Origin of the sequence: Tepidibacillus sp. HK-1 (assembly GCF_001748485.2) — a bacterium.
GTDB classification, from domain to species: Bacteria; Bacillota; Bacilli; order Tepidibacillales; family Tepidibacillaceae; genus Tepidibacillus_B; species Tepidibacillus_B infernus.
Window position 1 is genome coordinate 40248 of sequence record NZ_BDGM02000009.1, and the last position, 22572, is coordinate 62819.

At 38.1% G+C, this 22572-nt stretch carries 23 protein-coding genes; 20 read left to right on the forward strand and 3 right to left on the reverse strand.

Annotated elements, in window-relative coordinates; all coding sequences use genetic code 11:
- The first annotated feature begins 10 nt into the window (after window positions 1-10).
- From BEN26_RS06265 to BEN26_RS06345, 17 genes are all read left to right on the forward strand, one after another.
- Window positions 11-673, forward strand: a complete 663-nt coding sequence (locus BEN26_RS06265) for a precorrin-8X methylmutase (RefSeq protein WP_069800820.1) — start codon at window positions 11-13, stop codon at window positions 671-673.
- Window positions 670-1767: a cobalt-precorrin-5B (C(1))-methyltransferase gene (locus tag BEN26_RS06270; RefSeq protein ID WP_069800818.1), complete on the forward strand. Its 1098-nt coding sequence runs from the start codon at window positions 670-672 to the stop codon at window positions 1765-1767. The genes BEN26_RS06265 and BEN26_RS06270 overlap by 4 nt, the downstream gene beginning before the upstream one ends.
- Window positions 1755-3011: a bifunctional cobalt-precorrin-7 (C(5))-methyltransferase/cobalt-precorrin-6B (C(15))-methyltransferase gene (locus BEN26_RS06275; RefSeq protein WP_069800817.1), complete on the forward strand. Its 1257-nt coding sequence runs from the start codon at window positions 1755-1757 to the stop codon at window positions 3009-3011. Before BEN26_RS06270 ends, BEN26_RS06275 begins: the two co-directional genes overlap by 13 nt.
- Window positions 2998-3717, forward strand: a complete 720-nt coding sequence (gene cobI, locus BEN26_RS06280) for a precorrin-2 C(20)-methyltransferase (RefSeq protein ID WP_069800814.1) — start codon at window positions 2998-3000, stop codon at window positions 3715-3717. The genes BEN26_RS06275 and cobI overlap by 14 nt, the downstream gene beginning before the upstream one ends.
- Window positions 3714-4493, forward strand: coding sequence for a precorrin-4 C(11)-methyltransferase (cobM, locus tag BEN26_RS06285; protein ID WP_068725949.1), 780 nt, complete (start codon window positions 3714-3716; stop codon window positions 4491-4493). The genes cobI and cobM overlap by 4 nt, the downstream gene beginning before the upstream one ends.
- Window positions 4494-5600 (forward strand): cobalt-precorrin 5A hydrolase, encoded by a 1107-nt coding sequence (locus BEN26_RS06290; RefSeq protein ID WP_069800813.1) that lies wholly within the window; start codon window positions 4494-4496, stop codon window positions 5598-5600.
- Window positions 5597-6988 carry a cobyrinic acid a,c-diamide synthase CobB gene (locus tag BEN26_RS06295; protein ID WP_069800811.1) on the forward strand — a complete coding sequence of 464 codons (1392 nt, stop codon included), beginning with the start codon at window positions 5597-5599 and terminating at the stop codon, window positions 6986-6988. The genes BEN26_RS06290 and BEN26_RS06295 overlap by 4 nt, the downstream gene beginning before the upstream one ends.
- Before the next feature lie 27 nt (window positions 6989-7015).
- Window positions 7016-7558: a cob(I)yrinic acid a,c-diamide adenosyltransferase gene (cobO, locus tag BEN26_RS06300; protein ID WP_068725942.1), complete on the forward strand. Its 543-nt coding sequence runs from the start codon at window positions 7016-7018 to the stop codon at window positions 7556-7558.
- Between the two features lie 12 nt (window positions 7559-7570).
- Complete coding sequence (gene cobT, locus BEN26_RS06305) at window positions 7571-8632, forward strand: nicotinate-nucleotide--dimethylbenzimidazole phosphoribosyltransferase (RefSeq protein WP_069800809.1); 1062 nt, start codon at window positions 7571-7573, stop codon at window positions 8630-8632.
- Between the two features lie 16 nt (window positions 8633-8648).
- The gene (gene cbiB, locus BEN26_RS06310) at window positions 8649-9614 is read left to right on the forward strand and encodes an adenosylcobinamide-phosphate synthase CbiB (protein ID WP_069800807.1); all 966 of its coding nucleotides are present in this window, start codon (window positions 8649-8651) and stop codon (window positions 9612-9614) included.
- A 12-nt stretch (window positions 9615-9626) separates the two neighbouring features.
- Window positions 9627-10709 (forward strand): pyridoxal phosphate-dependent aminotransferase, encoded by a 1083-nt coding sequence (locus BEN26_RS06315; protein WP_069800805.1) that lies wholly within the window; start codon window positions 9627-9629, stop codon window positions 10707-10709.
- Window positions 10690-11286, forward strand: coding sequence for a bifunctional adenosylcobinamide kinase/adenosylcobinamide-phosphate guanylyltransferase (gene cobU, locus BEN26_RS06320; protein WP_068725933.1), 597 nt, complete (start codon window positions 10690-10692; stop codon window positions 11284-11286). The genes BEN26_RS06315 and cobU overlap by 20 nt, the downstream gene beginning before the upstream one ends.
- Window positions 11287-11293: 7 nt before the next feature.
- A complete protein-coding gene (gene cobS / locus BEN26_RS06325) occupies window positions 11294-12034 on the forward strand; it encodes an adenosylcobinamide-GDP ribazoletransferase (protein WP_084818889.1) in 741 nt (246 codons plus the stop codon).
- 3 nt (window positions 12035-12037) lie between these two features.
- Window positions 12038-12634, forward strand: coding sequence for a histidine phosphatase family protein (locus BEN26_RS06330; protein ID WP_069800803.1), 597 nt, complete (start codon window positions 12038-12040; stop codon window positions 12632-12634).
- Window positions 12627-14111, forward strand: a complete 1485-nt coding sequence (locus BEN26_RS06335) for a cobyric acid synthase (RefSeq protein ID WP_181482223.1) — start codon at window positions 12627-12629, stop codon at window positions 14109-14111. Before BEN26_RS06330 ends, BEN26_RS06335 begins: the two co-directional genes overlap by 8 nt.
- 36 nt (window positions 14112-14147) lie before the next feature.
- Window positions 14148-15131 carry an ABC transporter substrate-binding protein gene (locus tag BEN26_RS06340; protein ID WP_201024186.1) on the forward strand — a complete coding sequence of 328 codons (984 nt, stop codon included), beginning with the start codon at window positions 14148-14150 and terminating at the stop codon, window positions 15129-15131.
- Window positions 15132-15194: 63 nt separating this feature from the next.
- Window positions 15195-15800 carry a class I SAM-dependent methyltransferase gene (locus tag BEN26_RS06345; RefSeq protein WP_069800799.1) on the forward strand — a complete coding sequence of 202 codons (606 nt, stop codon included), beginning with the start codon at window positions 15195-15197 and terminating at the stop codon, window positions 15798-15800.
- An 80-nt stretch (window positions 15801-15880) separates the two neighbouring features.
- Here the strand turns inward: BEN26_RS06345 and pckA are convergent, their stop codons facing one another.
- On the reverse strand, window positions 15881-17464 hold the full coding sequence (gene pckA / locus BEN26_RS06350) for a phosphoenolpyruvate carboxykinase (ATP) (RefSeq protein ID WP_069800797.1): 1584 nt from the start codon (window positions 17462-17464) through the stop codon (window positions 15881-15883).
- 217 nt (window positions 17465-17681) lie between these two features.
- On the opposite strand from pckA, the gene BEN26_RS06355 reads away from it, so the two are divergent.
- Together BEN26_RS06355 and BEN26_RS06360 are read left to right on the forward strand one after the other, a co-directional pair.
- Window positions 17682-18632 carry a 4-hydroxy-3-methylbut-2-enyl diphosphate reductase gene (locus BEN26_RS06355; RefSeq protein ID WP_069800795.1) on the forward strand — a complete coding sequence of 317 codons (951 nt, stop codon included), beginning with the start codon at window positions 17682-17684 and terminating at the stop codon, window positions 18630-18632.
- Between the two features lie 97 nt (window positions 18633-18729).
- Window positions 18730-19212, forward strand: coding sequence for a hemerythrin domain-containing protein (locus tag BEN26_RS06360; protein WP_069800793.1), 483 nt, complete (start codon window positions 18730-18732; stop codon window positions 19210-19212).
- Between the two features lie 10 nt (window positions 19213-19222).
- On the opposite strand, the gene BEN26_RS06365 is transcribed toward BEN26_RS06360, so the two are convergent.
- Together BEN26_RS06365 and BEN26_RS06370 are read right to left on the reverse strand one after the other, a co-directional pair.
- Complete coding sequence (locus BEN26_RS06365; RefSeq protein WP_069800791.1) at window positions 19223-19993, reverse strand: SDR family oxidoreductase; 771 nt, start codon at window positions 19991-19993, stop codon at window positions 19223-19225.
- 108 nt (window positions 19994-20101) lie between these two features.
- Window positions 20102-21223 carry an FG-GAP-like repeat-containing protein gene (locus tag BEN26_RS06370; protein WP_069800788.1) on the reverse strand — a complete coding sequence of 374 codons (1122 nt, stop codon included), beginning with the start codon at window positions 21221-21223 and terminating at the stop codon, window positions 20102-20104.
- 114 nt (window positions 21224-21337) lie between these two features.
- Between BEN26_RS06370 and BEN26_RS06375 the strand changes: the two genes are divergently transcribed.
- A complete protein-coding gene (locus BEN26_RS06375) occupies window positions 21338-22504 on the forward strand; it encodes an MFS transporter (RefSeq protein WP_069800786.1) in 1167 nt (388 codons plus the stop codon).
- Window positions 22505-22572: the final 68 nt, after the last annotated feature.

Consider the following 22572-nt stretch of genomic DNA (forward strand, 5'->3'; position numbering starts at 1 on the left):
GGTGAGGGATATGGATTTTTTCGTAGAATTTTCGCCAATAACGACTCAACCTCAGGAGATTGAGTTGAAAAGTTTTGAAATGATAGAAGAAGAAATCGGTAATCATTCCTTTTCAGATGCACAATTTCCAATTGTCAAAAGGGTGATTCATACGACCGCGGATTTTGAATTAGGGAGAAGTTTACGATTTCATCCAGAAGCAGTGAAAGCGGGTATCTTCGCAATTCGCCAAGGAAAAAAAATTGTGACGGATGTGGAAATGGTAAAGTCAGGAATCCATCAATCTCGCATCACTCATTTTGGTGGACAAATCATTTGTCATATACGGGATGAGGATGTAGTTAAGAAAGCGAAAGAACAAAACACGACGCGTTCGATTATTGCCATGCAAAAGGCAACAAGTCAAATAGAGGGTGGGATTTTTGCCATTGGAAATGCACCAACAGCACTTCTAGAACTGATTCGGCTGATAAAATTGGAAAAAGCAAAGCCCGATCTCATCATCGGCGTTCCTGTTGGCTTTGTATCTGCAAAAGAATCAAAGGAAGAATTACAGAAATTAGATGTTCCCTATATTACCAATCAGGGAAGAAAGGGTGGAAGCCCAGTGGCTGCAGCAATTGTGAATGCTCTCTCACTGATGGCTCAACAAGTTGATAAGGATGTAGAATGAGTAAGAAAAAAGGATTACGAAGCGGATATACCACAGGAGCCTGTGCAACTGCTGCAACAAAAGCAGCTTTACTTATGTTAATTGAGCAGAGCCAAATTCTTGATATTGAAATCCAGTTGCCGATTGGTGAGAAGGTTAGATTTCCCATTCAAAACTCTACGTATAGCCTAACCTTTGCAATGGCAGGTGTGATCAAAGATGCAGGCGATGATCCAGATGTCACCCACGGAGCGCTAATTTTGTCAACCGTTTCATGGCTTAATGAAGAAAGAATCGAGATAGACGGTGGAAAAGGGGTTGGTCGAGTAACCAAACCTGGATTACCGGTCCCTATTGGCGAAGCAGCAATCAATCCTGTTCCAAGACGCATGATCGAGAAAGAAGTAAAACAGCTATTAAATTTTTATCAACTTACAAAAGGAGTAAAAGTGGTCATTTCGGTACCCAATGGTGAAGAGTTAGCGAAAAAAACATTAAATCCTAGATTGGGGATTATTGGTGGGATTTCCATTTTAGGATCAAGAGGTACGGTGATTCCTTACTCTCATGATGCTTACCAGGCTAGTATTGTTCAAGCGATTCGTGTTGCCAGAATCAATGGGATTGACCATTTTATTTTAACGACTGGGAGTACAAGTGAAAAGATCGCGCAAAACATTTTTAAGGAAAAAGAGGAAATGGCCTTTGTTCAAATGGGTGAATTTGTTGGTTTTGCTTTAAAACAAGCGAAAAGATTAGGAACAAAAAAGGTAACCATCTTAGGGATGATTGGGAAACTATCCAAGGTTGCGCAAGGGAAAATGATGGTTCATTCAAAAGAGTCGAGTATTGATTTTCAATTTCTAGCTAATATTGCAAACCGGCTTCACTTTTCAGATTCTGTTCAAGAAAAAATTAAACAAGCCAATACGGCTGCATGGGTTGAGAAAATCATCATCGAAGAAAATAGACCATCTTTTTTTGCAGAAATTTGCCGTTTAGTCGCTTTAGAGAGTCTTTCTTATATTCAAGGAGGATTAATCCTAGAGGTCATTCTTGTTTCAAAATTGGGAAGAGTTCTTGGGAGGGTGGAGATGGATGAATGGAAAAAATGAAGATCATTGGTATCGGTGATGATGGAGAAAATGGAATTTTTCCTCACTACCGAAAATGGATTGCCGAAGCAGATATTTTAGTAGGTGGAGAAAGACAACTTTCCTATTTTCCCGATTTTCAAAAAGAAAAATGGATTTTAAGAGGGGATTTACCATTTATCCTACATCGTTTGAAGGAGAAAGCAATCAACAAAAAGGTGGTTGTTCTTGCTTCAGGTGATCCACTTTTTTATGGAATTGGCCGTTTATTTCTTGACATTATAGGGTGCGAAAATCTATCGATCTATCCTCACCTAAGTTCAGTTCAATTAGCATTTGCTAGGTTGGGAGATTCTTGGCAGGATAGTTATATTGAAAGTTTACATGGGAGGTCATTGACAGGGTTAGCCCAAAGAATCGATGGAAAAGCAAAGATTGCTCTGTTAACGGATGCTGTCCATTCACCAACAATGATTGCGCAGTATCTACTAAACTATGGATTTGATGAGTATGAAATGTTTATTGGTGAATACCTTGGTGGAAAAAATGAAAAGATTTATCTCTTATCTCTTGAAGAAGCGGCTGATCAAACATTCGCGCCGTTAAATATCGTCATAATGCGGAAACGAAAAGAAATTCCAGCCGTTCAAAGTTGGAATTTAGGAATCGAAGACGAAGAATTTTATCAAAAAAAGCCAAAAAAAGGATTAATAACCAAAAAAGAGATACGGGTATTAAGTTTAGTAGAAATGAAATTAAGACCACGAGATATTCTCTGGGATATTGGAGCTGGGTCAGGTTCTGTTTCCATTGAAGCATCCAAATATCAGCCAGATACTGAAGTTTATGCGATTGAAAAAGATTTTGAAAATGTAGACTTTATCAGAAAAAATATGAAGAAGTTTCGTACGGATTTTACAGTTATCCATGGAGAAGCCCCAGATTGTTTAAACGATCTTCCCGATCCAGATGTGATTTTTGTTGGAGGGAGCAATGGGAGGTTAGAAGAAATCCTCCAGCTAGGCTGTCATCGGCTGAAGCAAAACGGAAGGGTGATTGTGAACGCCATTACGATGGAAACATTGATAGAAACATTACATTTTTTTGAAAATAGGGGATGTTCACCGAAAATTACACTTGTGCAGATTGCTCGAAGTAAGCCGATTGCTAGTAAAACAGGATTTGAGAGTTTAAATCCAATCTATATTGTCACAGCAACGAATCCAAAAGGAAAAAGAAAGGAAGAAGTAGATGGAAGAGCATAAAATCGGACAATTTTTTGGTATTGGCATTGGCCCTGGCGATCCCGAACTTCTCACATTAAAAGCATTACGGGTGATCAAAAATTCACCGGTGATTGCTTTTCCAATAAAGGCGGTAAATGAGACGAGTTATGCTTTGTCGATTGTAAGGAACTTTATTGATACAAAACGGCAGCAATTACTTCCTTTACTGTTCCCGATGACCAAAAATAAAGAAATCATCGAACAGCAATGGAAAGAAGCAATAGAAGCAGTATTTCGCCACTTACAGCAGGGAAAGGATGTTGCCTTCCTTACAGAAGGAGACCCTTTATTTTATAGTACATTTATTCATCTTTATCGATATATGGGACTCCTTCATCCAGAGGTTACCGTCCAATCGATTCCGGGAATTTCTTCAATTTTTGGTGCCGCGGCTTCATTACATTTACCATTGGCTGATGGCGATGCACAGGTCGGAATTATTCCAGCTACGAGAAATAAAGATCACATGAAAAAAGCGATTGAACTACATGAAACGATTATTTTCCTAAAAATAGCAAAAGTCCTTGATTTATTGGTCGATGTTTTAATCGAAACCAATACCTTAGAAAAGGCTGCAATAGTCACAAAAGCAACTTCAAACGAAGAAATCATCTATAAAAACGTTTTAGATTTAAAAGGAAAAGAGTTGCCCTATTTGTCATTGATGGTGGTGAAGAGAACATGATGAAAGAAAATAAGGTTTATTTCGTTGGAGCAGGACCTGGAGACCCTGATCTCATCACAGTAAAAGGGTTAAAATTACTGCAACAAGCAGATGTGATTCTTTATACCGATTCTTTAATCCATCCTTCTTTATTAGATAGGGTAAAAAAAGGAGCAAAAACGATTAAAACAGCTGGGCTTACCTTGGAACAACAAATAGAGATGATCGTTGAAGAAGTTCAAAAAGGAAGTCTTGTTGTTCGCTTACATACTGGGGATCCTTCAATCTTTAGTACGACATCTGAACAAATGAGACGATTGCAACGGGAAGGTATCGATTATGAGATCATCCCTGGTGTAAGTTCCGTTTTTGCGGCTGCTGCACAAATCAAAGCGGAGCTTACCATTCCCGAACTAACTCAAACTTTAATCATTACAAGAATAGAAGGAAGAACCCCTGTACCAGAAAAGGAGAAATTAAGAGAATTAGCACGTCACCATAGTACCCTTGCATTATTTTTAAGTTCATCATTTATTGAAAAAGTCGTAGAGGAATTAAGATTCGCTGGATGGGCAGAAGATACACCGATTGTGGTTGTATATCGTGCGACTTGGGAGGATCAAAAAATGATCCAAAGTACATTGGCAAAAGTGGTAGAAGAATTGAAGAAAGAGAATATTCACTCCCATGCGATGATTTTGGCCGGCAACGTTTTTCAAAATCATCTGGATATCGATAAAAATCGTTCCAAATTGTATGATGGTCGATTTAGCCACGGATATCGAAAAGGGGAGTAAATGGTGAAGAAAGCATATGCGATTGTGGCAATTACAAAAAAAGGAGTAAGTCAAGCACGATTTCTGCATGAGCAATTACCTGATAGTGATCTTTATTATCCCAAAAAATGGGTTTTCGGAGATGAAGAAGAAAAGGGTATTTACGTAGTTGATGGTAGTATGGCAACGCTCTTATCTTCCTTATTTTTATCCTATCGAGGATTAATCTTATTTATGGCACTTGGAGCTGTTGTGCGAATCATTGCTCCACTTATCAAGGATAAAAGGACTGATCCAGCAGTTGTTGTCTTAGATGACATTGGCCAGTATGTCATTAGTGTCTTATCTGGACACTTAGGAGGGGCTAACCATTTAGCCAATCAAGTATCCAATTTAATAGGGGCTGTTCCAGTTATTACCACTTCGTCTGATGTCAACCAAAAATTAGCTGTTGATTTGCTAGGAGTTCAATATGGTTGGCAGCTAGACTCTGTACAACATGTTACTGCGGTAAGTGCAGCGGTTGTGAATGACGAAAAAATAGCGATGATTCAAGAAGTTGGAGAAAGGGACTGGTGGCCTTCTTCGATTCCTCGTTCTGAACAATTTACGTTTTATTCTTCGATATCAAGTGAAAGTAGAATTAAGGAAGATTATCAAGGGGCAATTGTCATTACCGATCGATTACTTCACCAAGATGAATGGAGTCATCTCCCTGAGAAGACCATTCTCTTCCGTCCGAAAACATTAGTGGTTGGAATCGGATGTAATCGTGGTACATCAGCTTCGGAAATCGAGTCTGTCATCTTTTCAACGTTAGAAGAGGAAAGATTGTCTTGGAAGAGTATTGACCATCTCGCAACCATTGATTTAAAAAGGGATGAATTAGGATTATTAGAGATTCGTCAAAAGTATCAATGGCCAATCGTTTTCTATACAAAAGATAAATTAAATCAGGTATCCATTCAACACCCTTCAGAAACGGTTTATCGTCATATTGGGGTTTATGGGGTGAGTGAACCTGCTGCTAGTTTATCTGCTACAACGAATCAACTTCTATTGCAAAAGAAAAAAGCAGGGAATGTTACGATTTCCATTGGTAGATTAGAGAAAGGAGGAAATCGATGAAAACACAGATTCCAAGAGTTGTCATTGCTGGGACAGGAAGTGGAGTAGGGAAAACGACGTTAACGATTGGTATAATGGCTGCTCTAGTAAAAAGAGGAATCACTGTTCAAGGGTTTAAAGTAGGACCCGATTATATTGATCCTACATATCACACTGCAGTGACAAAAAGGGAGTCAAGGAATCTTGATACTTGGATGGTTGATTCAGAAATCATGAAGGAAATCTTTATTCGCGGTTCACTTGGTGCAGATCTTGCAATAATTGAGGGTGTAATGGGTTTTTTTGATGGCAAAGACCCTCTAAGTGACAGAGGAAGTACTGCGGAAATTAGCCGATTATTAAACGCTCCAGTCGTTTTGGTCATCAATGCAGAGGGAGTAGCCCGAAGTGCTGCAGCGATGGTCCTTGGGTTTAAGCAAATGGATCCCCGGATAAATATTGCCGGAGTGATTGTCAATCAAGTAGGAGGATATCGACATTATCAATTGGTAAAAAAGGCGATCGAAGATGTGACAGGAATTCCAGTGATTGGTTATTTAATCAAAAATCAAATCATGAGTATACCGGAAAGACATTTAGGACTTGTTCCAGCAATTGAACGAGGGGAACTTAATCCATTATTTCAACAATTAGCAGGATCGATAGAAGAGCATATTGATCTCGATCAATTCATACAAATTGCCAAAAAAGCAAAGGAAGTCATTGTTAACCATAGTCCTATGTTCCAATCACTTTCTGAGCGACGTTATCCTGTCACCATTGCTGTGGCTAAAGATGAAGCATTTCATTTCTATTATCCAGAGAATTTAGAGCTACTAGAACAATACGGAGCAAGAATTCAATACTTTAGTCCCTTGGCCGGAGAAACCATTCCTGTTGATGCAGATGGATTGTATATCGGAGGGGGATTTCCGGAAGAATTTGCTGCTCAATTAACAGCCCAGAAAAAGATAATCGCGGATTTTCGGAAAAAGATCAGTCAGGGAATGCCAACATTTGCCGAATGTGGCGGTTATATGTTCTTAACTGAGGAGATTATTGATCACAATGGAAATTCGTATGAGATGGTTGGGATCATTCCAGCGAAAGTTCAAATGCAACAACGTTTGGCTGCATTAGGATATCGGGAAATCACAGCACTTATGCAACAAGTATTATTAAACAAAGGAGAGACAGCAAGAGGACACGAATTTCACTATTCTAGATTAATTCCAACGATTGAAAACTACCCATATGCGTATAAGGTAAAGGGATTAGGCGGAGAATTTTCGGATGGTTACCATCAGGAAAATCTAGTAGCTGGATATACACACTTCTACTTTCCTTCAAATCCGAATATGGTTATTCATTGGTTAGAAAAAGCAGTTGAATATCAAAAAAAAAGATAAATTCACTTGAAGAAAGGAGAGAAATTGATGAAAGAAACGAAAAAAGGCTTAACGATCATTTATACGGGAAACGGAAAAGGAAAAACGACAGCTGCAATTGGACTAGCCGTTCGAGCATTCGGTCAGGGTCTAAAGGTAGGCATCTTTCAATTTATCAAATCACCTGAAAGGGATTATGGAGAAAAAAAGACATTAGAGAAGTTAGGGATTGAGATTATTCAATTAGGTATCGGCTTTACCTGGACGAAAACGGCAGAGGAACATCGTCAAGCGTTAAACAGGGCTTGGGAATTAGTTAAAGAAAAAACAATGTCTGGTTCTTACGATCTAATTGTATTAGACGAGTTGAATAATGCTTTAGCAATCACTGATTTTCCCATCGATGATGTTCTTCCACTAAAAGAAGTGATTCAATTACTTCAACAAAGACCAAAAGCGTTACATGTGGTGATTACAGGTCGTAATGCTAAACCAGAACTCATCAACCAAGCAGATCTTGTTTCTGAAATTCAAGAAGTAAAACATTACTATAATGAAGGAATTCCAGCTGTCAAAGGAATTGAATATTGAGGAGGAAAGAACATGAATTGGCAAACGGCTATTGATAAGATTCAATTGTTAGATGTGAATGTAATGAAAGAAGCAGAGACCCATTTAGATCAATTGACAAAACCACAGGGTAGTTTGGGAATGTTAGAAGATTTGGCCATTCAATTGGCAGGCATTTATCAGACGACTCGTTTCCGTGTTGACCCGATTACAAGTTTTGTTTTTGTAGGGGACCATGGAGTAACAGAAGAGGGAGTTTCCGCTTTTCCTTCCGAAGTGACGACACAAATGGTTCATAATTTTCTTCATGGTGGAGCGGCGATTAATGTGTTAACACGCCAACACGATGTGTCGTTAAAAGTGGTCGATGTGGGAATGAAAGATTCCATCGATAATCCCCTCTTAATCCAAAAGAAAATTGGACAAGGCACCCGGAATTTTCTCAAAGAAAAAGCGATGACCAAACAAGAAGCAATAGAGGCGATTCAAGTCGGATTTGATTTAGGGGTGATGGAAGTAGAAAATGGTGCAAAAGGATTAGCAATTGGAGAAATGGGGATTGGAAATACCACATCGAGTGCAGCGATTGCAGCTTCATTGCTAAAAAGACCTCTTGATGAAGTTGTTGGTAGAGGGACTGGTTTGAATTCAGATCAGTGGTTGCATAAAAAAAAGGTCATTCAACAAGCATTACAATTCCATAACCTACAGTCTAATGATCCAATCGAGGTTCTTGCTACATTTGGTGGTTATGAAATTGCAGCGATGACAGGGATGATTTTGTCTGCTGCTTATAAGCGAGTTCCTATTCTGCTCGATGGTTTTAATACGGGTGCTTCGGCATTGATTGCAGCAAAGATTGAACCAAAGAGTGTACTTTATATGATTGCTTCCCATCAATCTGAGGAGCCAGGACATCGACATACGTTACAAGCGTTGCAAATTTATCCATTATTACAATTGAACCTACGACTAGGGGAAGGAACAGGTGCAATCCTAGCTCTTCCAATACTTCGTTCTGCTCAACATCTATTTCAAGAAATGGCTACTTTTGAAGAGGCAAACGTAGCAAATAAAATCGTATCTCAAAACTAACGACAGAGGATAGAGTATGGATCAATATCTTTATTGGCAAGTGATCGCTGCATTTCTCATTGATTTGTGGATTGGTGATCCAAAGCAATTGACACATCCCGTGGTGTTGATTGGCAAAGCTATTCGAAACATGGAAACATTTTTACGAAGATTTACTTTCCATTTTTCAGAGCGGTTATTAGGGATTATTTTAGTCATTATCATTGTTGGCAGTAGTTATGGATTGGTATGGCTCATTTTATTTGTAATGAATCAGGTTCATCTTTGGTTATCGTTGTTGGTAGGCGCTTGGCTCATTTCAACCACCATTGCAACGAAAGGTTTAGCAGACGAGGGGAAGAAGTTGTTCTCTTTATTAAAGGCAAAAGAACTAGAAGAAGCGAAAAAACAGGTTGGTTATATCGTTAGTCGGGATACTGATCATATGGATGAATCGGAAGTGATTCGGGCAACGGTTGAAACTATTGCAGAAAATATTGTCGATGCAGTAATTTCTCCACTATTTTACGCCATATTAGGTGGACCTGCGTTGGCAATGGTATATCGAGCAGCCAACACCCTTGATTCGATGTGTGGGTATAAAAACGAACGTTATCGTGATTTTGGCTTTGCTTCCGCAAGATTTGATGATCTACTTAATTATATCCCTGCAAGGATCACCGGTGTTCTCATTGTTTTAGCAGCTTGGTTGTTACAATTGGATGCAAAAAAGTCTCTTTCTATTTGGTTTCGAGATGCACATTTACATCCTAGTCCGAATAGTGGCATCCCAGAAGCGAGTGTTGCTGGGGCTTTACATATCCGCTTAGGAGGGGTCAATATTTATTTTGGCCAACCCAAAAAAAGAGCGTATATGGGGGATGATCTTATACCGCTTCAGGTTGAGCATATTCAACAAACGATTCAGTTGTTATATAGTGTAAGTGGAATCTTTATTGGCTTGTACACGGTGATCTTTTGGTCGCTTTATTTTACCAATTAGGTTGGTGATTTGGTGAAAGAATGGTTACAGGAACATATCCCTTTATTGAGTAAAAGGGAACATGGAAGTAAGTCTTGGGCAAAACTAGATTTTAGTATTAATACCAATCCATTAGGGCCTCCAGCTTTGATTATGGATTTCTTACAGCAAAGTGATCGACCGTGGATTTGTAAATACCCATTGGAACAAGCGTATCTTTTTAAGGAACAAATTGCGAAAAAGTTAAAAGTGAATCAAGAACAAGTCGTGATTGGAAATGGCGCTGCAGAACTTTTCTTTCTTTTACCAAGGGTACTACGTGTGAATCAAGGAATTGTTGTTCATCCTACTTTTTCAGAATATGAAGCATCATTACAAGCGGCAAATGTTCCAATAAAACGGATCTTTTATGAGATAGATGGAGATCGATTTATATTTCCCCTTGAAAGATTAAAAGCGATTCTATCTAAAGGGGATTTACTGTATATTTGTCGTCCGAACAACCCAACAGGTCAAATGATTTCTTTAGAAAAAATGGTAGAAGTGATCCAACTTGTGAAAGATCGGCAGGCCCTTTTAGTGGTCGATGAGTCGTTTATTGAATTTACAAGTGAGCCATATGGGTTAATACAACTGTTTCAAGAAGATACTCCCCTTATCCTCGTGCGCTCTTTGACTAAATTTTACTCCATTCCCGGGATTCGACTAGGATATGCGATTGGACCTTCGTGGTTGGTTCATTCCATGGAGTTGATACGAGACCCTTGGACAGTCAATGCGTTGGCACAACAGGTAGGGATAATTTTACTTGATGACATTTCATTTAGGGAAGAAACGCGGGCATGGATTCATCAGGAACAAAAGTGGTTTTACCAAGAAATGAGACAAATCGATGGGTATCACATTTACCCCACAACGACGAACTTTTATTTGGTACACACTTCTTTTTCCGTAGATCGACTTGAACAAGAGTTAAAGAAAAAAAGAATCGCTATTCGTTTGGCTCATTCTTTTCCAGGACTAGATGATCATTTTATCCGCTTAGCCATCAAAACACGGGAAGAAAACCTTGAGCTTTTAAAGGAGTTGAAACAGTTTGACATATCCTCAAGCTAACGTCACCTTGATTACAGGTGGAGTAAGAAGTGGCAAATCTAATTTTGCCCAATCTTTAGCCAGTCAATATGAAAGGCATGTTCGTTATCTTGCAACTGCAGAAGCTAAAGATGAAGAAATGAGAAGAAGAATTCTCCATCATCAAAAAAATCGCCCAACAAATTGGAAGATTATCGAAGAGCCAATATGGATTGATCAATACTTTGCTCCAAAGAAAAAGGCTTCAGCTGATACTGTCACTTTACTCGATTGTGTTACAGTGTGGGTTTCTAATCTTTTATTACAAAAAGATCCAATGGGAAAAGAAATGTGGGAATCAGAACAAGGGGTCAAAATAGTAGAAGAGCAAATTGATCGCTTTATTCAGACACTTATGAAAACGAACCAACCTACAATTCTTGTAACGAATGAGGTCGGGTTTGGTGGAATTGAAATGAATGTTTTAGGCCGAATCTATCAGGATTTGCTAGGTTGGACCAATCAAAAATTAGCAAAGGTAGCAGACCAAGTCTATTTAGTCGTAGCTGGAATCCCGATGTTGATCAAAGACGATATGAAAGGGGTGATGCAAAATTAGGCGATTAATGAATGAAATTGATTCGTTTTGGATGGCAATCCAATATTTTAGCCGTATTCCGGTTCCATATGCCATACATTATGATCAAGAGAGGATGAAACGTTCGATTCTCTACCTTCCTGCTGTAGGTTGGATGATTGGGTTTTTCCTTTATTTATTTCAGCAAATCACGATTGATTGGTTCCCAAGAACGGTTCATTCGATCCTGTTGGTTTCTTTCCTTTTATGGATAACAGGAGGGTTACATGCAGATGGTTGGATGGATGTTTTTGATGGGATTGGGAGTAGCCGAGATAAAGAAAAAATGCTTGCGATTATGAAGGATAGTCGTGTCGGAGCTATGGGTGTGATCGGATTTGTTATTTTATTTGCGTTAAAGGCATCGAGTTTGCTAAGTATTGATGCGAAGTTTTCCCTAGAAGCATTTCTTTTTGCTCCTTTGCTGGCCCGCTTTGGTGTTGTATTGGCGGTATATCGTTTTCCCTATGCGCGCAAGGAAGGGATCGGAAGGATGTTAAAGGAAGCTCTAACACTGAAAACTTTCATAGTCACTTTTGTTTGGATTCTACCATTATTTTGGCTGAGTACTTATTCCCTATTGATGTTGCTCCTGATTATGGGGTTTGTCCTTTTATTTGGCGTGTATTTTACAAAAAAATTAGGGGGACTAACAGGGGATGTTTATGGCTGGTTCATTGAAGGGGGAGAAACACTGCTTTGGCTTATGTTTGTTCTGTTATCGAGGTGAGACATGAACTTTTATTTACTCCGACATGGATTGACAAAATGGAATGAAAAAGGAATATTGCTTGGAAGCAGTGATCCGCCTTTACTTGATCAAAATGATGATCAGATCTTAAAATGGGTTCCTTTCTTGCAACAACACCGGGTTGAAATGATGGTGCATAGCGGAATGAAAAGGACAATAGAGACGATGCAGATCATTCGTAAACAACTGAACATGAATATTCCTATTATGCAGGATGAGCGGCTGAAAGAACTGAATTTTGGCGATTGGGAATTGAAAGATTATGATGGGTTGTACCAAAATCAACAAGAGTTATTTGTCAAATGGCTTCATGACCCTTGGCAAATTTCACCGCCAAATGGGGAAACCTTACAGCAATTAAAATCACGGCTGATTTCCTTTTTTGATCAATGGGTAGAGGAAAGTGCTAGTCAATCGATGCTTGTTATCACACATGGAGGTCCGATTCGGGTTCTTTATTCAATGATTCACCATACGTCTTTTTATGAATTAAATGTTCGACCTGGCTCTCTTTTTTATCTGAATTGGCAGTACAAAGAAATGAGAGAAGTCGATGAAGGGGAAAGTAAAGATGGCTAAGGCTTTAATGATTGTGGGTACAGGTTCTGATGTCGGGAAAAGTAGGATTGTCACAGCATTATGTCGTTACTTTTCGCAAAGAAATGTTTCTGTTGCTCCCTTTAAAGCGCAAAATATGGCTTTAAATTCCTATATCACAGTAGATGGGAAAGAAATAGGACGAGCCCAAGGTTTGCAAGCCGATGCGGCTGGGATCGTGGCCTCAGAACATATGAATCCGATTCTACTGAAACCAAGCAATCCATACGCATCACAAGTGATTGTTCACGGGAAACCGATCGCACAAATGAATTTTCGGGATTATCGTGAGACAAAACATGAAGAACTAAAAAAAATCGTTCAAGACTCATTAGCGAAACTACAAGCGGAGTACGATTTGATCCTCATTGAAGGCGCAGGTAGTCCTGTTGAGATGAATTTAAAAGATCGGGACATTGTGAATATGAAGGTCGCCGAGTGGGCCAATGCAGATGTGATTTTGGTTGCTGATATTGATCGTGGGGGAGTTTTTGCCCAAATCGTAGGGACTCTGCAATTGTTGACAGAAGAAGAGCGAAAAAGGGTGAAAGGAATTTTTATTAATAAATTTCGTGGAGATCTTCAGTTGTTTCAATCGGGAATCGAGTGGATTGAAAAGTACACAGATATTCCGGTCCTTGCTGTTTTTCCTTTTTATCCATTACCAGAATGGGAAGAAGAGGATTCGGTGGCTTTACAGCAAAAACAAAAGGCAAAAGAAAACGCGGACTTAGACATTGTCGTTGTGAAGTACCCGTATATATCGAATTACACCGATTTTATTCCATTAGAGCTAGAAGAGGATGTTCAAATTCGCTATGTAAATAATGTGAAAGAGTTTGGTAATCCTCATGTTGTGATTTTGCCAGGAACAAAAAATACAATGGAAGACCTGCAGTTTTTGCAGCAATCTGGATTTTGGCAAAAAATAGTTGATCATGTAGCACAACAGCGAGAATTAGTCGGAATATGCGGTGGATACCAAATGCTTGGTGAGAGATTGTTGGATCCAGATTTGATCGAATCAAATGTTTTATCACGAGAAGGGTTTGCCTTTTTCCCAATGGTTACAAGATTTGAGAAGGAAAAGAAAACCGTCCGTGTGAAAGGGAAAAAGGTTCATTCTAAGCTACCTATTTTTGGCTATGAAATTCATATGGGGATGGTGGAATGGACTGAAAAACAAGAAGGTATGTTTTTATTAGAAAATGGAACTCTTGAAGGGTTTCATCATCCGAACTTACCAGCTTGGGGAACTTTTATTCATGGAATCTTTGATTCAGATCATTTTCGACATGAGTGGTTAGAACGACTACGAGAGAAATATGGATTACCACCAAGAAAAGATAGAGTCGCATTTTCAAGACGAAAAGAAAAGATGTTTGAGAATCTAGAAGATTGGTTCATTCATTCTCTACGACCAGTATATGTTCAATTTTTCGATCACTATATTTTTTAAATCATTCATGATACTATGAACAAGGGAGAGATTAAGATGTTGAAAAAAAGTTTTATGAAGAAAAGTTTGCTTTTGTTAAGTGCTATTTTACTATTGTTGGGTGTTCTTACCGGATGTGGGCAACAAGCTGCAAAACCACAAGAACAAACGATTCAAAATCAAGCTCAAAAACAAGAAGAAACATTAAAAACAACCTACCCATTAACCATTATAGATGATACAGGAACAAAGGTTACGATCACAAAAGAACCGACGCGTATTATATCCTTAATTCCTAGTCACACAGAAACACTCTTTGCCTTAGGTTTAGAAGGAAAAGTTGTTGCAGTAACGAAGTACGATAATTATCCGCATGATGTTCAGAAAAAAGTAGAGTATGTTTTTCAAGAAGGTTTAAATCCAAACATCGAGCAAATCGTTAAATTAAACCCAGAGTTAATTTTGTTAGGTTCTCATAACAAAGAAATGACAGATAAAATTCGTGAATTAAAGATACCTGTTTTACAATTTAACCCACAAAGTTTAGATGCCGTCTATCAAACGATTGAAAAAGTTGGTCTTGTCACCAATACGCAACAACAAGCGAAAGAAGTCGTCTCTAAAATGAAGGAAAAACAAAAATCGATAAACGAAAAATTAGCTACTTTGAAACCAGAAGAAAAAGTACGTGTGTTTGTAGCTGTTTCTCCAGATTTATACACACCGGGAAAAGGAACGTTTATGGATGAATTAGTAATGGAAGCTGGAGGAATCAATATCGTTGAAGACCAAGGTTGGATAAAATATAATGAAGAAAAAATTATTTCAAAAAACCCACAAGTGATCCTTACTACATATGGATACTATGATAAGAATGCCGTAGCAAACATCATGAAAAAAGAAGGTTGGCAAAACATTGATGCGATTAAAAATAAACGAGTGGTAGATCTAGATAGTGACATCGTGAATCGACCAGGACCACGGATCATCGATGGTTTAGAAAGCATAGCAAAAGCGCTATATCCAGATTTAATGAAATAAATTTTAGTAACATCAAAGCAATTGAAAAGGAATGACTATTTGACGAAGGTAAGTGAATAAAAGATGGATCGAACAGAGATTATTCGTAGACGGTATAATCGTGTAGCCCATGTGTATGATTGGATGGATGTCATCATTCGAGATAAATGGAGACAAGAGGTGTATAAAGGACTTAGTGGACATATTTTAGAAGTGGGAGTAGGAACAGGAAGGAATATTCCCTTTTATCCCAAGGATGGTTTTGTAACGGCTATTGATTTTAGTCCCAATATGCTTGAAAAAGCGAAAGAACGGTTAAAACAGTATCAAGCAAATGCTGAACTGTTACTAATGGATGCACAACAAATGGAATTTGAAGATAATTCATTTGATGCAGTGGTTACCACCTGTGTATTTTGTTCTGTCCCTGATCCAATTAAAGGATTAAAGGAAATTCGTAGAGTTGTTAAACCAAATGGAACAATTCGAATGTTAGAGCACATGCGAAGTGATCAACCGATGATGGGAAAAATGATGGATATGATAAACCCGTTAGTCGTAGGAATGATCGGGGCAAATATTAATCGAGACACAATGAAGAATTTAGAATTGGCAGGGTTCAAGCTCAAAAATGAGCATCGAATCTTAGGAAGTATATATCGACTAATCACACTAGACCCAAACAAATAAGAGAACTAAGAAAAATAGTAGAGGTTTGTATATTCCTAAACAGCGAACTTTGGAGTGCGTTGGAATATACAAACCTTTTCTTATTCAGTAACTTTTGGTCCAGCTGATTTAATTTCTTCAGATACTTGTGAGAACTTATTAAAATTAAGGATAAAACGTTTTGCCAATTCATTGGCTTGACGATCATAGGCTTCTTGGTCTGCCCAAGTATTTTTAGGCTGCAAGACTTCTTCAGGTACACCATGAATCTGGGTAGGAATACCAAAACCAAAAATAGGATCCTTTATGAAAGCAGCTTCTTCGATTGAACCATTTAAAGCCGCTGTGACCATTGCCCTTGTATAAGCGATCTTTATTCGTTGTCCAACACCATAAGGTCCACCTGACCAACCAGTATTCACAAGATAGACTTTTGCTTGGTGTTTAGTGATTTTCTCTCCTAGCATCTCCGCATAGATGGTTGGAGATAATGGTAAGAATGGTTCACCAAAACAAGTGGAGAAAGTGGCCTCTGGTTCAGTAACACCCCGTTCTGTGCCTGCTAATTTACTCGTATAACCTGATAAGAAATGATACATTGCTTGTTCTTTTGTTAGTCTAGAGATAGGAGGTAATACACCAAAAGCATCCGCAGTAAGAAAGATGACTACGTGAGGATGTCCTGCTTGGCTAGGGATGACTGCTCCCGGGATATAATGTAGCGGATAAGCAGCACGGGTATTTTCTGTAAGAGCATCACTATCAAAGTCTAAATTACGGTTATCATCAATTACCACATTTTCTAGTACACTACCAAATTGGATGGCATTCCAAATTTGTGGCTCATTTTCTTCAGAGAGGCGAATACATTTCGCATAGCATCCACCTTCAATATTAAAGACTCCATCATCAGACCAGCCATGTTCATCATCGCCGATTAAATAACGATTTGGATCTGCTGAGAGGGTGGTCTTTCCCGTGCCAGATAAACCAAAGAATAAAGCCACATCGCCGTTTTTCCCTACATTGGCTGAACAGTGCATCGATAGGACATTTTTCTGTGGTAATAAGAAATTCATGACACTAAAAATCGATTTCTTCATTTCACCTGCATACTCTGTACCACCTATTAAGACGATTTTTTCCTTTAAATTAAGCATAATAAAAGCTTCAGAGTTTGTTCCATCAACGGTAGGGTTTGCTTTAAAACCGGGGGCCGAGATAACAGTAAATTCAGCTTGATGGCTCTCTAATTCTTCTTTAGTGGGGCGGATGAAAAGCTGTTGTACAAATAGATTATGCCATGCGAATTCATTTACAACACGAATCGGTAATTGATATTTCTTATTTGCACCAGCATACCCATCAAAAACAAAGATCTCTTTATCTTGAAGATATTGTAATACTTTTTGATAGAGTGAATAGAAAATTTCTTCATTGATCGGTTGGTTTACAATACCCCAGGCGATTTTGTCGTGATTTTCTTTTTCATCAACGATAAATCGATCTTTTGGAGAACGTCCAGTATATTTGCCAGTCGTCGTCAATAATGCACCTGTCTTTGTTAAAATTCCTTCCTTACGTTGAATCGCTAGTTCAATAATCTTTGGTACCTCAAGATTAAAATAAACGTTTGTCCCCTTTAGTAGGTTTCTAAGATTTAGTTCTTCCACATTTGTACTCATTATGATATCCTCCCCATTTTGTTTTAGAAGTCGAATAATTTGCTGCAAATAATATGTGATATACTATTGTGTAAAATAGTATGTATTATATAACGTTCATTATAGGAATTATTATATTCTGAATATTTTAAGACTGCAATATTAAATTCCGCTCCATTGTGTTTTTATCTACAGATGTTACAATAGAGTAGTATATGTATATGAGGAGGAGAATACTTTGAATGTCATTAAAATCTCTCCAAGAGGATATTGTTATGGTGTGGTAGATGCCATGGTTTTGGCACAAAATGCAGCCTTGGACAAAAGTTTACCACGACCTATTTATATATTAGGTATGATCGTGCATAATCAACATGTGGTTGAAGCGTTTAGAGAACAGAATATTATTTCCTTGGATGGGGAAAATCGTTTAGCCTTACTAGAACAAATTGATGAAGGAACGGTTATTTTTACTGCCCATGGCGTTTCACCAGAAGTAAAAAAAAGGGCGAAGGAAAAAGGATTAGTTGTCATTGATGCAACCTGTCCTGATGTAACCAAGACCCATATTCTTATTGAGGAAAAAACAATGCAAGGTTATAAAGTTATATATATAGGTAAAAAGGGTCACCCTGAACCAGAAGGGGCGATTGGAGTTGCACCTGAGCAAGTTTATTTAGTTGAAAAAGAGGCAGATGTAGAACAATTAGAGATTGAATCAAATAAAATTATCGTGACAAATCAAACAACCATGAGCCAATGGGATGTTGCTCATGTGATGAAGAAGGTTTTAGAAAAATTTCCCCATGCAGAGGTTTATAATGAAATCTGTATGGCGACTCAAACTCGACAAGAAGCAGTAGCTGAACAAGCAAAAGATAGTGATCTAGTTATTGTGGTTGGGGATCCTAGAAGTAATAATTCTAATCGTTTGGCCCAAGTTTCAGAAGAAATTGCCGGAGTCCCTGCTTATCGGATTGCAGATTTGTCTGAGCTAGATATCGAATGGCTCAAAGGAAAGCAAACCGTAGCTGTAACTTCTGGAGCTTCAACTCCAACACCTTTAACTAAGGAGGTCATTGATTTTTTAGAACAATTTGATGAGCACGAACCTTCTACTTGGAAGAAAGAGAGAAAAGTAGATATTAAGAAAATCCTACCTAAGGTCAGGGAAAAAAGAGTACAATAATATCTTTATGATCTTTATGTGATAAATTTCACTGCAATAGATTCCAAACCTTAGTATAGTATAGGTAAAGATATAAAATGGGATGGAGGTTATGTAGATGAATAGTTTATTACAATTATTTTATGAAGATCACGAGCACGCATTGATGCAGTTAGATCAATTACATGTTCATTTAGAAGAATTAAGAAAAGGGGCTGAAATAGAAAGAGTAAAATTGCAGCTTATTGGTTTTACCAAATTCCTTGAAGTCGCCTTAGATATTCACTTTGTTCAAGAAGAACAGGCATTATTCCCATTGATGGCAGAAAAAATAGGCCCAAATGGACCTATCATGGTAATGGAGCGAGAACATGATGACCTTCGAAACGCACAAAAGGCTTTAAAGAAAGAATTGATGAAAGAAATACCAGCCAAAGATGCCGCCTTAAAACATGCTGGATTGATCTTGCAAGTATTAAGAGAGCATATTCATAAGGAAAACCAAATTTTATTTCCCTTATCTGAGCGTATTTTAAGTTTAGATGAATGGAAAACGGCTGAACGAATTGCAGGAAACATCGCCCTAGGCATTAAGGAATAAATTATCCCCTTTATTCAACATAAATCATTTTTTTGGTCATTCCGCCATCAATGGTTAGATTTTGGCCAGTAATAAAACCAGCATCGTCTGAAGCTAAATACAGACATGCTGCTGTGATATCCATTGGTTGTCCAACTCGTCCAACAGGATGTTGATTTTTATCTTCTTCTGAATGGTGAGGTTGGATGGCCATTTTTGATTTTTGCCAATCTCCAACTTCAATCCAGCCAGGACTGATTGCATTCACGCGAATACCATCATGGCCAAGACTAATTGCTAGAGCATGTGTTAAAGCCAAAATCCCACCTTTGGAAGCAGCATAAGCCTCTGTATTAGGTTCTGACATGAATGCACGTGTAGAGGCAATGTTAATAATGACTCCTTGTTGTTGCTTTTTCATTTCTAAAGCCGTATATTTGCTACAAATAAAAGTAGAACGGAGATTTGTTGACAGCACCCGGTCAAAATCATCTACATTGATCGTATAAATAGATTCCGTATGGCCAATACCCGCATTATTGATCAATATATCGACTTGTCCATATTTTTTTACCGTTTGATTGACTAACTGTTTAATCTCTCCCTCATTTCTCACGTCTGTTTTTACAAATAACGCCTCACCTTGCTCCTGAATAATTATCTTTTCATTTTCTCGTCCTGCTTCTTCATCGATATCGGCAATGACGACTTTTGCCCCTTGTTTTGCAAATGCTTGTGAGATGGCTCGTCCAATCCCCTGACCGCCACCTGTTACGATCACGACTTTATTTTCGAATTTCAAGATGATCACCTCAAATCAAGTTTTAATCTATTTTCTTAAATATTAATTTTATTTTCAAGAGCAATGCCTTCCTTATTATTTTCTGTAAAAGGAAGGCATGGGTAAATATTATTCCATTGAAACAATATAGACAAGACCATTTTTCTTTAGAATTTCTCTTGGAACACCAATCAGTAAGCTATCTTTTGCGTTATCTAGTTTACCTGCAGCCATGGAGAAACCAAATTGATCTTTTTCATTTTGGCCATACCAACGATGGAGTAGCTTGCCTTCATCACCTGAATACACATTCACTTGGCCAGCATATTTTTTCCTCTTGTGATGAGCATCAAAAGCGCCAAGGATAATTTCTTTTTTACCATCACCGTTGATATCAGACGTGATCATGGTTTCACCAAAACCAATATCTACTTCGTCGTTCATGATTTCATAGATCGGATAAAATCCTCCTTGAAAAACAGAAACTTTATTGCCATGTAAATCTTTCGTTGTCACAAGGAGTTCTTTTCGCTCATCTCCATTCACATCGTCTACATGAACGTTGATACCAAACCCGGGATCACCAGATAACTTCTGAGTTAGCCATCCTAATCTACCTGAATAAACATAGACTTCCCCTCTAGGGACACCTGGTGCACCAATAATGACTTCATCAAACCCATCACCATCGATATCGCCAGCAGCTACAGAGGTTGCAAAGTCACAATATTCCTTGCTTATTCTTGAAGTATATTCTCTAAATAATGATCCATCTTTGCCGTTATAGATGTAGACCTTTCCTTTGCCCCTTTGAATCGGTTGTGGTGCTCCTACTAAAACATCGATCCCTTCATCACCAGTGATATGGCCAACTGCAATAGTAAATCCAAAGGCATCGTATTCCCTTTCACTTTTCCAATGGTAGATTGTTCTATGATCTTTGACAGAAAAGACTTTTACTTCTCCAGATAAATCTTGATAGGTAATCCCAACTACTAGTTCATCGATTTGGTCTTGATTGATGTCGGCAGTGATGAGACGAATGGTATTTACCTTTTTATTTCCGATATGAAACGTCTTTAGTCGTTTTTTATTAGGAGAAAAAACTTTAATAGTAGCCCCTTTTGGCCCATTGGTGGAAGCAACGATGATCTCGTTTTTCCCATCTCCATTGATGTCACCTAAGGCTAATGAGTAGCCAAAAGCATCTTCTGGAATATGTTCTGTAATCGTATCTATTTTAAGATTCAATTTCAAACCCTCCCTTAAAATGGGCTTTTATTATAGGGTATGCATACGCCCAAATAATGTGCTTGATGTGTTACAATATAATTTGGCAAAGGAATAAGCAAAGGAGATGTCAAGTTGGAGGCAATTGCTTACAAGAAAAGTAGAAAAAAAATATATACCAATTTAAGTGGCTTTTATTTATTGTTCTTTTTTGGTGTAGGGGCATTATATCCCTCCCTTTCTGTATACTTTAAAGAACAAGGGTTAGGTGAAGGGCAAATTGGCCTCCTTATGTCGATTGGGCCTGTAGTGGCTATTATCGTGCAACCTCTATGGGGAATGATTTGTGATCGGTTTCGTATCGAGAAAAAAATTTTATTTTTTACATTGCTAGCGGCTGGATTCGTTGCCTTGATTTTTCCGTATAATCAATCTTATGCCATTTTTATCTTACTAAATGCAGCGCTCTCCTTATTTCAAAGTGCCGTAGTTCCCATTTCAGATAATATTTCGATGAATTTTGTTCACAACTATGGGGGCAATTATGGTGATATTCGTTTATGGGGGGCGATTGGTTTTGCTGTTGCCGTATGGGTTGCTGGAACACTAAGCGATTTGTTAGATATTCAAATCATCTTTTATTTATATGCACTTTTCCTGGGTATGGCTGCACTGATCACCTTCAACATCCCTAATGAGACTGGTCAAGTCTCTATACAACTTTTTCAAGGAATCAGAGATTTATTAAAGATACCTAAGTTTCTCATTTTCTTATTGGGAACCTTTTTATTGTTTGGATCGATCAATGCAAATAACACTTATTTTGGTTTATTTTTTAAAGAAATAGGGGGATCAATGTCAGGGTTTGGCTTGGCCTTTTTATTAGCAGCAGGTAGTGAAGCTCCTTTGATGAGGGTAAGTGGTTTCTTAATTCGCAAATTTGGTTTATTACCCATTCTTTTGTTTTCAGCCCTTGTAACGACAGGAAGATGGCTTTTCTATTCCTTTAGTCCCTCAGTATCTTGGGTTTTAGCTACTACATTTGTTCAAGGCTTTTCTGTTGGATTATACGTTCCAACTGCGGCCCAGTTTGTTCGTGAAATATCCCCTAAAGAAATGCAAGTGACTGCAATGTCTTTATATGGTTCCTTTGGCTTAGGCTTAGGGAGTATGGCGGTTACGATGATGGGTGGTTGGATATCAGAACATTATGGAATGATGAACACTTATTTATTTATGGCTGGAACAGCATTTGTTGGCTTCTTTGTTTTTCTGTCGATCTGGATCATGGAACGGAAGTAGTCCAAAAGTATAAATTTATTGAAAATTGTCTAACTCCCGCAACTTTTTCTGTCTTTTTTTGTCTATTT